Genomic DNA, 13542 nt, shown 5'->3' on the forward strand with positions numbered 1-13542 from the left:
ACGCCCGGCGCTTAGCCTGGGGTTTTCCGAAAATTGAGAAGCATCTGCGACAATAGCGCTTAGCCGTTGCCCGAATTCAGCCTGTCAATTTGTCCCGGAGGGCCTTTGGTATGTCGAGTCCGCGCCGTGAATACGGCGACGCGCTGCGCTGTGGTGACCGCAGCGCTGCCGTGACCGAAATCCGGGCGGCGCTGGCTGCGCTAGGGCTGCTGGACAATCCCGAGGAAGACCTGACCACCGGCCGGCATGTCGCCGTGGAGGTCTTCGATGCCCAGCTTGATCAGGCGGTACGCGCCTTCCAGCAGAATCGCGGACTCCTGGTGGACGGCATCGTCGGCGAAGCCACCTACCGCGCGCTGAAGGAGGCCTCGTACCGGCTGGGCGCGCGCACGCTGTACCACCAATTCGGTGCACCGCTTTACGGGGACGACGTCGCGACCCTGCAGGCGCGGCTCCAGGACCTCGGTTTCTACACCGGCCTGGTCGACGGGCACTTCGGCCTGCAGACCCACAACGCTTTGATGTCCTATCAGCGCGAATACGGACTCGCCGCCGACGGCATCTGCGGCCCGGAAACCTTGCGCTCCTTGTACTTTCTCAGCTCACGGGTCAGCGGCGGCTCCCCGCACGCCATCCGTGAGGAAGAACTGGTCCGCCGCTCCGGACCCAAGCTGTCGGGCAAACGCATCATCATCGATCCGGGCCGTGGCGGCACGGACCACGGCGCCCTTATGCAGGGACCGGCCGGGCCTGTCAGTGAGGCAGATGTGCTGTGGGACTTGGCCAGTCGGCTCGAGGGCCGGATGACCGCGATCGGCATGGAGACCTTTCTGTCGCGGCCGACCAACCGCAGCCCGTCGGACGCCGAGCGCGCCGCTACCGCCAACAACGTCGGTGCCGACCTCATGATCAGCCTGCGCTGCGAATCACAGACCAGCGCGTCGGCCAACGGCGTCGCCTCCTTTCACTTCGGCAATTCGCACGGTTCGGTCTCCACGATCGGACGCAATCTCGCCGACTTCATTCAGCGAGAAGTGGTGGCCCGCACCGGTTTACGGGATTGCCGCACACACGGCAGGACGTGGGATCTGCTGCGGCTCACCCGGATGCCCACCGTTCAGGTCGACGTCGGCTACATCACCAACCCGCGCGACCGCGAAATGTTGATCTCCGCGCAGACCCGCGACGCCATCGCCGAAGGCATTCTCGCCGCGGTGAAGCGGCTGTATCTGCTCGGCAAGAACGACCGCCCCACCGGCACCTTCACCTTCGCCGAACTGCTGGCCCACGAATTGTCGGTGGAGCGGGCATCGCGGCTGGGCGGTTCCTAACCGCTCTCGTTGATCTGCAACGTATTTCCCGCAGCAGAAGAACCGGAACCCGCGCCCACGGGTTCTTCCAGTTGGGCGTTGGCCAGCAGGCGCTCCAGTGCCGCCTCGACTTCGGCCTTCCAGCCGAGTCCCTTGTCCAGCTCCAGCCGCAGCCGCGGGAAATACCTGTGCGGCGCCACCACGACGAACCCCACGTCCTTCAAGAACTCCGCGTCGATGATGCAGTGCTCCACCGAGCAGTCGCCGAGCGCCTCCAGCACCGGCCGGACATCGGGGTCCACCATCCGCGGATCCTGCAGCTCGGACGCAGCCGGCATGCGACCGAACGCTTCCAACGCGCGGACCCCGCGTCGAACCATCTCGTCGACGACCCGGGCGATGAGCCCATGCGGCAAATCGTCGGCGGCTTGCCCGGGCTCGATGTTCATCGATGTCAGCAGCACCGCGTCGGCGGACACCGGCGCGGTGGGAAACCGTTGCGCCCGCGGCACCGCGCGGGGCGGGGCGTAGAGAACGTATCCCAGGCACGGCGGCTCGGCGTGGCTGCGCTCGTCGTCGGGAATCGCGGTGGCGACCTGCCCGCACGAACCCCACTCCAGCATCACCATCGACAACCACGCTTCCTTTTCGAATTCGGGGTCGGCGAGGTGGTCCTGGTTACCGAGGGTCGCGGGGTCGACCTCCCAGAACACGCAGCGGCGCGCATGCTTGGGAAGCTGCTCGAAGGCCTCGAGCCGAAGCGGCGTGATTCGAGCGGACACTAGCCTCCTGGCTTCCGTGCGGTCTTGCAGCCACGCAGTTGTGGGCCACCGGCAACCTCTCCAGGATAGGAGAGTTTGACCTCGTCGGACCAGTGTTTGCCCCGCCACTTGCGCCGGCCCCGAAGGACGGCCCCGGCATCGGGCCGCCGGCCCGGTAACGGACGAAACACCTTGAGGCACATAGCAACTCCGCAGAATTGGGGCACGCGAGGCCGGCGATTTCGGGCTCGAGAGCGGCCCAGTGTCACAGTGACGTAATTACACCGTGTGGACGGTCATGCCTTGGGAGGGGTCATCACGTCCACAATCCGCTGGAGGTCCTCGACCGAGCCGAACTCGACGACGATCCGCCCCTTGCGTTTGCCGAGGCTGACCGTCACCCGGGTGTCGAAGGTGTTGGACAGCCGCTCAGCAACGTCCTGCAGGCCGGGCATCTGAATCGGCTTGCGGCGCTGCGGTGCCGGGGCGGCGCCGTCGCCGCGGTTGGCCAGGGTGACCGCTTCCTCGGTTGCCCGCACCGACAGACCCTCGGCGACGATCCGACTGGCGAGCTCCTCCTGCGCCTCCGGGCCGGCCTCGAGGGCCAGCAGCGCGCGGGCGTGGCCCGCGGACAAGACCCCCGCGGCGACCCGCCGCTGCACCGCGATCGGCAGCTTCAGCAATCGGATCATGTTGGTGATCAGCGGCCGCGACCGGCCGATGCGCGAGGCCAGTTCGTCGTGGGTGACGTCGAACTCGTCGAGCAGCTGCTGGTATGCAGCCGCCTCTTCCAAGGGGTTCAGCTGTACCCGGTGGATGTTCTCCAGCAGGGCGTCGCGCAGGAGGTTGTCGTCGCCGGTCTCGCGGACGATCGCGGGGATGGTGGCCAGCCCCGCCTCCTGCGCGGCACGCCAGCGCCGCTCCCCCATCACGATCTGGTACCGCGCGCCACCCGGCGCCCCGGTCACCGCGCGGACCACGATGGGCTGCAGGAGTCCGAACTCGCGGATGGAGTGGACCAGCTCCGACAGTGCCTCCTCGTCGAACACCTGCCGCGGCTGACGCGGGTTGCGCTCGATATCGCCCGGCGCGATCTCGCGATAGACCGCGCCCACCGAGGCGGCCTCATGCGCCGGCCCGCCGATCAGCACATCCGCCGCCGCATCCCCCATCCGGGGACCCAGCGTCGCCGGCCCCGAGTCGCCCTCCGCCGGGCCGGTGGGGATCAGCGAAGCCAGGCCCCGGCCGAGGCCGCCCTTCTTGCGTAACGGCTGCGTCATGGTCGTCCCTTCACGGATGGTGGTCAGTCGCGCTCGGCGAGTTCGCGGCTCGCGTCGAGGTAGCTCATCGCCCCGCGCGAACCGGGGTCGTAGTCGATGATCGTCATGCTGTAGCCGGGCGCCTCGGAAACCTTGACGCTGCGCGGAATCACGGTGCGCAACACCTTGTCTCCGAAGAACCGGCGGACCTCGTCGGCCACCTGGTCGGCCAGCTTGGTCCGCCCGTCGTACATCGTGAGGATCACGGTGGTCACTTCGAGCCGGGGATTGAGGTGGGCCTTGACCATCTCGATGTTGCGCATCAGCTGTGACACGCCCTCCAGGGCGTAGTACTCGCACTGGATCGGGATCATCACCTCGGGTGCCGCCACGAGCGCATTGATCGTCAGCAGGCCGAGCGAGGGCGGGCAGTCGATGAAGACGTAGTCGAAGTCGAACTGGTCGAGTTCGGCCAGCGCGGTGCGGAGCCGGTTCTCGCGCGCGACCATGCTCACCAATTCGATCTCGGCGCCGGCCAGGTCGATCGTCGCCGGCACACAGAACAGCCGCGGGCTGTGCGGGCTCGGCCGTAACGCGTCGCGCAATGAGACCTCGCCGATGAGCACCTCGTACGAGGACGGGGTGCCCGCCTGCCGGTCGTGGATGCCCAGCGCGGTGCTCGCGTTGCCCTGGGGGTCGAGATCGATGACGAGGGTCTTGAGGCCTTGCACGGCCAAGGCGGCGGCAAGGTTGACGGCGGTGGTCGTCTTGCCGACGCCGCCCTTTTGATTGGCGACGGTGAATACCCGTCGATGGGTCGGGCGGCGCAGCGGCGGGTAGGTCGTGTGGAGCACCCGCATGGCACGCTCGGCCGCGGCGCCGATGGGGGTGTCGTATTCGGTCGATGTTTCACGTGAAACATCGACGGGTGCGGCGGCCCCCGGTGGCGCGGGCGCCTCGGGCTGCGCCTGCGCGACGGGCGGTGACGGCGGGGGTCCGCCGGACCAATCGGGTGGAGAACTCACCGTGCCCCCCTGTCTGCCGACCGTGCCGGCTTCTGGCGCGAAGGCCTTCCTCGTCGCGCTAAGACCACGGTTGCGGGCGGACACAAGTAGTTCACGCCACATGTCACCACCCTGACATCAACGGCACCCGATCCGGCCATCACACGCCGGTGCGCTTCCACTTCCTCGGGAGCACGCTCCCCTTTGATCGCGATCATCCGCCCGTCCTGCCGTAGCAACGGCATGCTCCACTTCGCCAACTTGTCCAGCGCCGCAACCGCACGCGACACCGCGGCGTCCCGAGAGCCAAATCGTTCGCGCACCCAAGGGTCCTCCGCACGGCCACGCACCACCTCGACCGCCAACCCTAGTTCGGCAACAGCCTCGGTGAGAAACTCACTGCGGCGCAGCATCGGCTCGAGCAGGACGACCTCGAGATCCGCTCGTGCGATCGCCAGCGGTATCCCCGGCAGGCCGGCCCCGCTGCCGATATCGATGACCCGTTCACCCGGACCGAGAAGCTCCCCGATCGCCGCGCTATTTAATAGGTGGCGGTCCCAGAGCCGCCCAACCTCCCGTGGCCCCAGGAGGCCGCGCTCCACGGCCGGGCCGGCGAGCAGCTCGGCGTAGCGCTGCGCCAGATCCATCCGGTTCCCGAAGACGGCGGCCGCGGCGGCGTCGCTCATCGACCCGGCGGCCTCGGCGCCCGCGGCATCGCGGGCATGTTTCACGTGAAACATCTCGCGGTCTTGTTTCACGTGAAACATCCTCGATCCTCTGCGGCCCGCCGGGAGCATCCGTGAATTACACGGCTGTGACTCGTCAGTCGAGCAGGACAACGACCCGGCGCGATGGCTCCTGGCCCTCGCTCTCGCTGTGCACCCCAGGCACCGCGGCCACGGCGTCGTGGACGATCTTGCGCTCGAACGGCGTCATCGGGGAAAGCTCCTCGCGTTCGCCGGTGTTCAGCACGCGCCGCGCCACCTTGTCGCCCAGCGCGGCCAACTCCTCGCGGCGCCGCCGCCGCCAGCTCGCGACGTCAAGCATCAGCCGGCTACGCACACCGGTCTTCTGGTGCACCGCCAGCCGGGTGAGTTCCTGCAGGGCGTCGAGAACCTCGCCGCCGCGGCCGACCAACTTGGTCAGGTCGTCGCTGCCGTCGATGCTCACGACTGCGCGGTCGCCCTCGACGTCCAGGTCGATGTCACCGTCGAAGTCCAACAGGTCCAACAGCTCTTCGAGATAGTCACCGGCGATCTCGCCCTCGGCGACCAACCGCTCCTCCTGGTCGTCGCCGTGGTCGGATCCGCGATCCTCCGCCGCCTCGTCGGCGGACGTCTCCTGCGCGTCGAGTTCCGTGTCCACATCGCGCTCGGTGGTGTCGGCGTCTGTCATGTCGTTCCCTCTCCCTCATCACGGGTCCCTCTGCAGTCGGGTCACTCGCCCGGGGACCCCCTAAAAGCTGTGGCGCCTCGTCAGCGCTTCCGTTTCTTGGGCCGCGCCCCGGGCCGCGGGGTGCGGTTGGTCGGACCGTCGGTGCGGCCCGCCGCGTTCGGTTTGTCCGGTTGCGCCGTTGCCGCTTTAGCCCCGGCGGCGCCGTTATCCGATTGATCGGAATCCGAGTCCAAACCGTCGCTCCCGTCATCGACCCCCGACGACGAACCATTGCCGCTCGCCGACGTCGTCTTCGGATTGCGCTTCGGCTTGGCCCCCGGTGCGGGCGCGTTCGCGGCTCGCCGCTGAACGGCCTCCTGCCGCTTGGCCTCTTCCTCTTTCTCGATCATCCCGAACACGTAGTGCTGCTGGCCGAACGTCCAGATGTTGTTGGAGAACCAGTACAGGATGATCGCCAGCGGAAGGAACGGGCCGCCGACCACGACGCCGAGCGGAAACACATACAGCGCAAGCTTGTTCATCATCGCGGTCTGCGGATTGGCCGCCGCCTCCGCGCTCTGCCGGGCCACCGACGCCCGGCTGTTGAAGTAGGTCGCGACGCCGGCCAGGATCATCACGGGCGCACCGACGGCGATCACCGCGGGTCGGCTGAAGTGAGTGAAGGCATCCAACCCGGCGTGTTGGGTCATGAAAGCGCCGATCGGGGCGCCGAACAGGTTCGCGTCGAGGAAGTGCCCGACGTCGGCCGGGGTGAAGACGTAGTTGCCGGTCGCGCGGTTTTGGGCTACCGACATGTGCGGTTGGCCGAAGCCGCCGGTCGTCCGGTTGAAGGACCGCAGCACGTGATACAGCCCGAGGAACACCGGGATCTGAGCGAGCATCGGCAGACAGCCCAGGATCGGATTGAAGCCGTGCTCGCGTTGCAACTTCTGCATCTCGAGCGCCATGCGCTGGCGGTCCTTGCCGTACTTCTTTTGCAGCGCTTTGATCTGCGGCTGCAGCTCCTGCATCTGCCGGGTGGTGCGGATCTGGCGCACGAACGGCTTGTACAGGATCGCCCGCAGGGTGAAGACAAGGAACATCACCGACAGTGCCCAGGCGAAGAAGTTCGACGGTCCCAGCGCGGCCGCGAACAACTTGTACCAAGCCCACATGATCCACGACACCGGGTAGTAGAAGACGTCGAGGCTGAACCAATCAAACGACAAAAGACTCACTCTCCCGTTGCTGCGGCGCGGGGCGCCCCGCTTGTCTGGGGCCGGCGCCTTCGAAGCTCGCCCGGCATTCGTGTCGATCCGGTACCGGATCCCATCCTCCCCGATGCCACGGTCCGCATCGGGCCAGCCGGGTCACGGACAACCAGCTCCCCCGAATCAACCCGTATTCGGTGAGGGCGTCGACGGCGTACTGGCTACAGGTCGGTACGAAGCGGCACGTCGCCGGACGGAGCGGCGACACCATGTGCCGGTACAGCTGGATCAAGAAAATCAACCCGCGCGCGCTGGCCCGCCCCGCTCCCCCGATCACGGCACGCGCCCTCGCCAGAGCCGTCATCGGTCGGTTCCCGCCGACTCGAACGCACGGCGCAGGCAGCGGCGCAGTTGCTGCTCCAGCCGCGCCGACGACGCCAGCCGGCTGCTCGGCAGCGCGCGGATCACCACGTGATCGGATTGGTGAAGGTCGCCCACCATGGTCCGGGCGGCGTGCCGCAGCCGACGCGCAACCCGATGACGCTCGACGGCCGATCCGACCGGTTTGCCGATGATCAAGCCCACGCGGGGGCCGGTGCCGTTCTCGGGAGCCCGCCGGACGTGCACGACGACGTCGGGCTGCGCCGAGCGCATCCCGTACTTCACCGCGGCGTCAAACTCCGTTGACCGCCTCATGCGGTTGCGTGCGGAAAGCACCGCCAAAAACCTGGCGTTGCGATCAGGCAGTTAACGCGCGGCGGCCCTTGCGCCGCCGGCCGGAGACGATCGCCCGCCCGGCGCGGGTGCGCATCCGCAACCGGAAGCCGTGCACGCGGGCTCGGCGCCGGTTATTCGGCTGGAAGGTCCGCTTGCCCTTGGCCACGGCGTTCTCCTCGTAATTCGAAACTTCCGGCCGCTCGCGCCATTCGTCCGCGGGTCGATCGGAGGTGGGTCTTGCTGCTGGCCGGCGCGGTCCCCGGTCTTCATCTGGGTCGCAGCCGTATCGCCGACTTTCGGGCGACTGTTTGAGGGTACTGACGTGCCTTCGCTGGGTCAAACTTGGTCTGCCGCAACGCACCCAACTAACACATCCGCGAAAACCGAAGTTCTCGGCGCCCTCGCTGCGGCACCATAGAAGTTTGGGCGACAAGCAGGCCCAAGACACCCTAGGGAAGCCGATTGGAATGCAACACAACTGTTGGCAGCCGAACGGAAAACTGTTAACTTCGGGCAATGCCGTTTCAGAGTGGAACGGCGCTCGACGACAAAGCGAGGATGGCGGATCGAGTAGCTGTCTAGGCGACCGGCCGGGGTTGCCATCAGCACGGAGATCGCGGGCCGTCGCCGGTAGGCTGCGGCTCGTCTACGATTATCCTGTCCACACCTGTGGATAACTATGTGGACAGCTGCTTCGTCGTTAAGCGTGGTTGCCCCTCGACCCGGGATCTGCGAGAGCCAGGGAGATTACGTCGTTGACCGATGACCCCGGTTCAGGATTCACAACAGTTTGGAATGCGGTCGTCTCCGAGCTTAACGGCGAATCCCCCTCGGACGGCCTGGCCGCCAACCGCACGGCACTCGCCACCCCACTAACCCCCCAGCAAAGGGCGTGGCTGAATCTCGTCCGGCCGCTGACGATCGTCGAGGGATTTGCTCTGCTGTCGGTGCCGAGCAGCTTCGTGCAAAACGAGATCGAACGCCACCTCCGCGCCCCGATCACCGACGCGCTCAGCCGCCGGCTCGGACAGCAGATCCAACTCGGCGTCCGCATCGCCCCACCCCTCGAGGACACCGACGCGAGCGCGTTCACCAACGGCGACGCCTTTCCACCCGTCTCGGAAACCTCCGCCCTCGACCAGGCCGACGATGCCGACCTGGACACCGCGATCGACACCGACGAGACGGACGAGAACGGTGACGTTCCGGCCGGCGCCGAACAGAGCTGGCCCAACTACTTCACCGAACGCCCGCACGCGGCCGACCCGGCCGTCGCCGGCGGCACCAGCCTGAACCGGCGCTACACCTTCGACACTTTTGTCATCGGCGCGTCCAACCGCTTCGCACACGCCGCGGCCCTCGCCATCGCCGAAGCCCCAGCCCGCGCTTACAACCCGCTCTTCATCTGGGGCGAGTCCGGCCTGGGCAAAACCCACCTGTTGCACGCCGCCGGTAATTACGCCCAACGGTTGTTTCCCGGCATGCGCGTGAAGTACGTCTCGACCGAAGAATTCACCAACGACTTCATCAACTCGCTGCGCGACGACCGCAAGGTCGCGTTCAAACGCAGCTACCGCGACGTCGACGTGCTACTGGTCGACGACATCCAGTTCATCGAGGGCAAAGAAGGTATCCAGGAAGAGTTCTTCCACACCTTCAACACGCTGCACAACGCCAACAAGCAGATCGTCATCTCGTCCGACCGGCCACCCAAGCAACTCGCCACGCTGGAAGATCGCCTGCGCACCCGGTTCGAGTGGGGACTGATCACCGACGTGCAGCCCCCCGAGCTGGAGACCCGCATCGCCATTCTGCGCAAGAAGGCACAGATGGAGCGGCTGGCGGTGCCCGACGACGTGCTCGAGCTGATCGCGAGCAGCATCGAACGCAACATCCGCGAGCTCGAAGGGGCTCTCATCCGGGTGACGGCATTCGCCTCGTTGAACAAGACTCCGATCGACAAGGCGCTGGCTGAGATCGTGCTTCGTGACCTCATCGCCGACGCGAGCACCATGCAAATCAGCGCGGCCACCATCATGGCCGCCACCGCCGAGTACTTCGACACCACCGTCGAGGAGCTCCGCGGCCCTGGCAAGACTCGGGCGCTGGCACAGTCACGACAAATAGCGATGTACCTGTGCCGTGAGTTGACCGACCTGTCGCTGCCCAAGATCGGTCAGGCATTCGGTCGTGATCACACCACGGTCATGTATGCGCAGCGAAAGATCTTGTCCGAAATGGCCGAGCGACGTGAGGTCTTCGATCACGTCAAGGAGCTCACCACCCGCATCCGGCAGCGGTCCAAGCGCTGATCCCGGCGCCTCGAGACCGCCCGGCCAAAGTTTTTTTCAAAAAACTTCTCGCTCCCCTGTCACAGCTGTCACTCCAGGGTGTTGTGGGCAGCGCTGTGCACAAGCCCGTCAAAGATCGGTGCAGCAATGGGATTTCCGTACACATCCGTGTTCCATCCCCATCCGCCCAACAAGCGCGGCTACGTTGTCAACCGTGTCATCCACAACCCCGTTGCTCCCCTAGCTGCACCAAAGCCACGCTGTCCCCAGAATCCACAGGCCTTAATACTGTTACTTAGATCTTTCCGTTGTTTCTTCTTTGAAGAACGCCGTTGGGGACACCTGTCGACCGCGCCGCGCCGAGGCCCGCGTTCACGCGGCTTGTCGGCGTCTGCGGTTAGCTTTCAAGATGGCGGCAGAAGATCTACGGTTGTGGTTCGACTGCTAGCGGACGGGCGGCTAGCCACTGTGGTTTTTGCAGGTTTTTGGACACTCGGCAGGTAAAGGGACGCTATGGACGCGGCGACGACAACAGCTGGGCTCACGGACTTGAAGTTCCGTCTGGTGCGAGAGTCATTCGCCGACGCGGTGTCGTGGGTGGCGAAGAACCTGCCGACCCGGCCGGCGGTGCCGGTGCTGTCCGGCGTCCTGCTCTCTGGCTCGGACGACGGCCTGACGATCTCCGGGTTCGACTACGAGGTGTCCGCCGAAGCCCAGGTTGCGGCCGAAATCGCCTCTCCTGGAAGCGTTTTGGTATCCGGGAGGTTGTTGTCCGACATCACCCGGGCGTTGCCGAACAAGCCCGTCGACTTTTATGTGGACGGCAATCGGGTCGCGTTGACGTGCGGAAGCGCACGGTTTTCACTCCCGACGATGCCGGTTGAGGACTACCCCACGCTGCCCACGTTGCCAGAAGGTACCGGCACCCTGCCGGCGGACCTGTTCGCGGAGGCGATCGGCCAGGTCGCCATCGCCGCCGGCCGGGATGACACGCTGCCCATGTTGACCGGGATTCGCGTCGAGATTTCCGGGGACAAGGTGGTTTTGGCCGCGACGGACCGGTTCCGTCTTGCGGTTCGCGAGTTGACGTGGACGGCTTTGTCACCCGACATCGAGGCCGCGGTGCTGGTACCGGCGAAGACGTTGTCCGAGGCGGCCAAGGGCGGCGCCGATGGGTCCGAGGTTCAGCTGTCGTTGGGCGCGGGCGCCGGAGTCGGAAAAGACGGGTTGCTAGGGATCAGCGGCAACGGCAAGCAAAGCACCACCCGGCTCCTCGATGCGGAGTTCCCGAAGTTTCGTCAGCTGCTGCCGGCCGAGCACACCGCGGTTGCCACCATCGACGTGGCCCAGTTGACCGAGGCCATCAAGCTGGTGGCGTTGGTGGCCGACCGCGGTGCCCAGGTGCGGATGGAATTCTCCGACGGGACGCTCCGGCTTTCGGCCGGCGCCGACGACGTGGGTCGCGCCGAAGAGGATCTCCAGGTCGATTTCGTCGGCGAACCGTTGACGATCGCGTTCAACCCGACGTATTTGACCGACGGGCTCGCATCAGTCCATTCGGAACAGGTGTCGTTCGGTTTCACGACGCCCGGCAAGCCCGCGCTGCTGCGCCCCGCATCCGACGGCGACAGCTCCCCCAGCGGCGCCGGCCCCTTCCCGGCATTGCCGACGGATTACGTGTACCTGCTGATGCCAGTCCGGTTGCCCGGGTAGGTGTACGTCCGGCATTTGGGACTGCGCGATTTCCGGTCCTGGGCTCACGCCGACCTCGAATTGCAGCCGGGCCGGACGGTGTTCGTCGGTCCCAACGGCTTTGGGAAGACGAATTTGGTTGAGGCCCTCTGGTATTCGACAACATTGGGTTCACACCGGGTCGGAACCGATGCGCCGTTGATCCGGGCGGGCGCGGACCGCGCGGTGGTTTCGACGATCGTCGTGAACGACGGCCGGGAATGCGCGATCGATCTGGAGATCGCCGCGGGCCGAGCCAACAAGGCGCGGCTGAATCGCTCGCCGGTTCGTAGCACGCGCGAGGTCGTCGGCGTGTTGCACGCGGTGCTTTTCGCGCCCGAAGACCTGGCGTTGGTGCGCGGCGACCCGGCGGATCGGCGGCGCTACCTTGACGATTTGGCCACGGTCCGCCGGCCGGCGGTTGCCGGCGTACGCGCCGATTACGACAAGGTCTTGCGGCAACGCACCGCACTGTTGAAATCGCTTTCCGGTGCCCGGTATCGGGGCGACCGCAGCGCCTTGGACACCCTGGACGTGTGGGACAGTCGGCTCGCCGAGCATGGCGCCCAATTAATGTCCGCCCGTATCGATTTGGTCAACGAGCTGGCACCGGAGGTGGAAAAGGCCTACCAGTTGCTGGCACCGGGATCGCGCCCCGCGTCGGTTGCCTATAGGCCGAGCCTCGACGCCCGCGGCCCGGAGGACTTCGAGGGCACCGACCGCGAATTCCTGGAGGCTGCGTTGCTGGCGGCCTTGTCCGCGCGGCGTGACGCGGAATTGGAGCGCGGAATGTGCCTGGTCGGCCCGCACCGCGACGACTTGGAGCTGAGGCTCGGCGACCAACCCGCCAAAGGCTTTGCCAGTCACGGTGAATCGTGGTCGTTCGCCGTCGCGCTGCGGTTGGCGGCGTACGAGTTGCTACGCGCGGACGGCGGCGAGCCGGTGCTGTTGCTCGATGACGTGTTCGCCGAACTCGATGCCACCCGTCGCCGGGCCTTGGCGGCGGTGGCCGAGTCAGCCGAGCAGGTTTTGGTCACCGCGGCGGTGCTGGAAGACATTCCGTCGGACTGGGATGCTAGGCGGGTGCATATCGATCTGCGCGACGACGACGCGGGCCGGGTCTCGGCGGTGCGGACATGACCGACGGGACCGACGCGGACGACAAGAACGAGGTCGACAGACTGGGCGGGCTGACCGGGATCGACCTGGTGCGCCGCACCCTCGAGGAGGCTCGGGCGGCGGCCCGGGCGCAGGGAAAGGACGCCGGGCGCGGGAGGGCGATGCCGTCGGCGCCGCGCCGGGTGGCGGGACAGCGACGCAGCTGGTCGGGTCCGGGTCCGGACGTTCGCGATCCGCAGCCGCTGGGTCGGCTGGCGCGCGACCTTGCGAAAAAACGCGGCTGGTCGGCGCACGTCGCCGAAGGCACGGTGCTGGGACACTGGTCGTCGGTGGTGGGACAGCAGATCGCCGACCATGCCACCCCGACCGCGCTCAACGAGGGTGTGCTCAGCGTGACGGCGGAATCGACGGCGTGGGCCACCCAGCTGCGGATGATCCAGGCGCAACTTTTGGCCAAGATCGCCGCGGCGGTTGGCAACGGTGTGGTGACGTCGCTGAAAATCAGCGGACCCACGGCGCCCTCGTGGCGTAAGGGGCCCCGCCACATCGCCGGGCGGGGGCCGCGGGACACGTACGGCTGAGGCGTTGCGAGACGAAATCGGCCCCCAGTCGCGCGTCTATCCACAGGCGCCTCAGATCGGCCAGAACGAAAGAGACCCCTATCAGGGACGTCGGGACGCGGCGCGAATAAAGAAAACGTGCGCACGGCGCAGTTAGCTGGGTAGAAACGCGCCCAGAGAATGGGTGCCAGGGCCCGATCACGGT

The 13542-nt window shown here is 66.6% G+C and carries 14 protein-coding genes; 5 read left to right on the forward strand and 9 right to left on the reverse strand.

Translation table 11 applies throughout. The features are described 5' to 3' along the window. The first annotated feature begins 110 nt into the window (after window positions 1-110). Window positions 111-1331, forward strand: a complete 1221-nt coding sequence (locus AC5Y5E_RS23590; protein ID WP_499905431.1) for an N-acetylmuramoyl-L-alanine amidase — start codon at window positions 111-113, stop codon at window positions 1329-1331. Here AC5Y5E_RS23590 and AC5Y5E_RS23595 read toward each other — a convergent pair. The 9 genes from AC5Y5E_RS23595 to rpmH form a co-directional block, all read right to left on the reverse strand. After that, a complete protein-coding gene (locus AC5Y5E_RS23595; protein ID WP_499905432.1) occupies window positions 1328-2092 on the reverse strand; it encodes an acetyltransferase in 765 nt (254 codons plus the stop codon). The two genes, AC5Y5E_RS23590 and AC5Y5E_RS23595, sit on opposite strands and share 4 nt — an antisense overlap. A gap of 275 nt (window positions 2093-2367) precedes the next feature. Then, window positions 2368-3351, reverse strand: coding sequence for a ParB/RepB/Spo0J family partition protein (locus AC5Y5E_RS23600; protein WP_499905434.1), 984 nt, complete (start codon window positions 3349-3351; stop codon window positions 2368-2370). A 23-nt stretch (window positions 3352-3374) separates the two neighbouring features. Continuing rightward, window positions 3375-4457, reverse strand: coding sequence for a ParA family protein (locus AC5Y5E_RS23605; RefSeq protein ID WP_499905435.1), 1083 nt, complete (start codon window positions 4455-4457; stop codon window positions 3375-3377). Beyond that, window positions 4352-5074, reverse strand: coding sequence for a 16S rRNA (guanine(527)-N(7))-methyltransferase RsmG (rsmG, locus tag AC5Y5E_RS23610; RefSeq protein ID WP_499905738.1), 723 nt, complete (start codon window positions 5072-5074; stop codon window positions 4352-4354). The genes AC5Y5E_RS23605 and rsmG overlap by 106 nt, the downstream gene beginning before the upstream one ends. A gap of 82 nt (window positions 5075-5156) precedes the next feature. Continuing rightward, complete coding sequence (locus tag AC5Y5E_RS23615) at window positions 5157-5729, reverse strand: Jag family protein (protein WP_499905437.1); 573 nt, start codon at window positions 5727-5729, stop codon at window positions 5157-5159. Between the two features lie 80 nt (window positions 5730-5809). Beyond that, on the reverse strand, window positions 5810-6946 hold the full coding sequence (gene yidC, locus AC5Y5E_RS23620; RefSeq protein WP_499905438.1) for a membrane protein insertase YidC: 1137 nt from the start codon (window positions 6944-6946) through the stop codon (window positions 5810-5812). After that, complete coding sequence (gene yidD / locus AC5Y5E_RS23625; protein ID WP_499905440.1) at window positions 6927-7283, reverse strand: membrane protein insertion efficiency factor YidD; 357 nt, start codon at window positions 7281-7283, stop codon at window positions 6927-6929. The genes yidC and yidD overlap by 20 nt, the downstream gene beginning before the upstream one ends. Beyond that, on the reverse strand, window positions 7280-7636 hold the full coding sequence (gene rnpA / locus AC5Y5E_RS23630) for a ribonuclease P protein component (protein WP_499905443.1): 357 nt from the start codon (window positions 7634-7636) through the stop codon (window positions 7280-7282). Before rnpA ends, yidD begins: the two co-directional genes overlap by 4 nt. Before the next feature lie 22 nt (window positions 7637-7658). After that, on the reverse strand, window positions 7659-7802 hold the full coding sequence (gene rpmH, locus AC5Y5E_RS23635; RefSeq protein WP_068111553.1) for a 50S ribosomal protein L34: 144 nt from the start codon (window positions 7800-7802) through the stop codon (window positions 7659-7661). A gap of 589 nt (window positions 7803-8391) precedes the next feature. Here rpmH and dnaA point away from each other — a divergent pair. The 4 genes from dnaA (at window position 8392) to AC5Y5E_RS23655 (ending at window position 13358) form a co-directional block, all read left to right on the forward strand. Next, entirely contained in the window at window positions 8392-9948 is a 1557-nt protein-coding gene (dnaA, locus tag AC5Y5E_RS23640) for a chromosomal replication initiator protein DnaA (protein WP_499905444.1), read from the forward strand. Window positions 9949-10440: 492 nt separating this feature from the next. Then, window positions 10441-11640 (forward strand): DNA polymerase III subunit beta, encoded by a 1200-nt coding sequence (dnaN, locus tag AC5Y5E_RS23645; RefSeq protein ID WP_499905446.1) that lies wholly within the window; start codon window positions 10441-10443, stop codon window positions 11638-11640. Next, window positions 11641-12798: a DNA replication/repair protein RecF gene (gene recF, locus AC5Y5E_RS23650; protein WP_499905447.1), complete on the forward strand. Its 1158-nt coding sequence runs from the start codon at window positions 11641-11643 to the stop codon at window positions 12796-12798. Next, complete coding sequence (locus tag AC5Y5E_RS23655) at window positions 12795-13358, forward strand: DUF721 family protein (protein WP_499905449.1); 564 nt, start codon at window positions 12795-12797, stop codon at window positions 13356-13358. The genes recF and AC5Y5E_RS23655 overlap by 4 nt, the downstream gene beginning before the upstream one ends. The last annotated feature ends 184 nt before the right edge of the window (window positions 13359-13542 follow it).

The sequence above is a fragment of the Mycobacterium sp. NGS54 genome, from assembly GCF_059812465.1.

Excerpts from the sequence above, each read along its gene's own strand:
- rsmG (WP_499905738.1), bottom strand. The coding sequence starts at position 5,074 with ATGTTTCACGTGAAACATGCCCGCGATGCCGCGGGCGCCGAGGCCGCC.
- AC5Y5E_RS23590 (WP_499905431.1), top strand. The coding sequence starts at position 111 with ATGTCGAGTCCGCGCCGTGAATACGGCGACGCGCTGCGCTGTGGTGAC.
- AC5Y5E_RS23615 (WP_499905437.1), bottom strand. The coding sequence starts at position 5,729 with ATGACAGACGCCGACACCACCGAGCGCGATGTGGACACGGAACTCGAC.
- dnaN (WP_499905446.1), top strand. The coding sequence starts at position 10,441 with ATGGACGCGGCGACGACAACAGCTGGGCTCACGGACTTGAAGTTCCGT.
- AC5Y5E_RS23655 (WP_499905449.1), top strand. The coding sequence starts at position 12,795 with ATGACCGACGGGACCGACGCGGACGACAAGAACGAGGTCGACAGACTG.
- yidD (WP_499905440.1), bottom strand. The coding sequence starts at position 7,283 with ATGACGGCTCTGGCGAGGGCGCGTGCCGTGATCGGGGGAGCGGGGCGG.
- AC5Y5E_RS23605 (WP_499905435.1), bottom strand. The coding sequence starts at position 4,457 with ATGTGGCGTGAACTACTTGTGTCCGCCCGCAACCGTGGTCTTAGCGCG.
- AC5Y5E_RS23600 (WP_499905434.1), bottom strand. The coding sequence starts at position 3,351 with ATGACGCAGCCGTTACGCAAGAAGGGCGGCCTCGGCCGGGGCCTGGCT.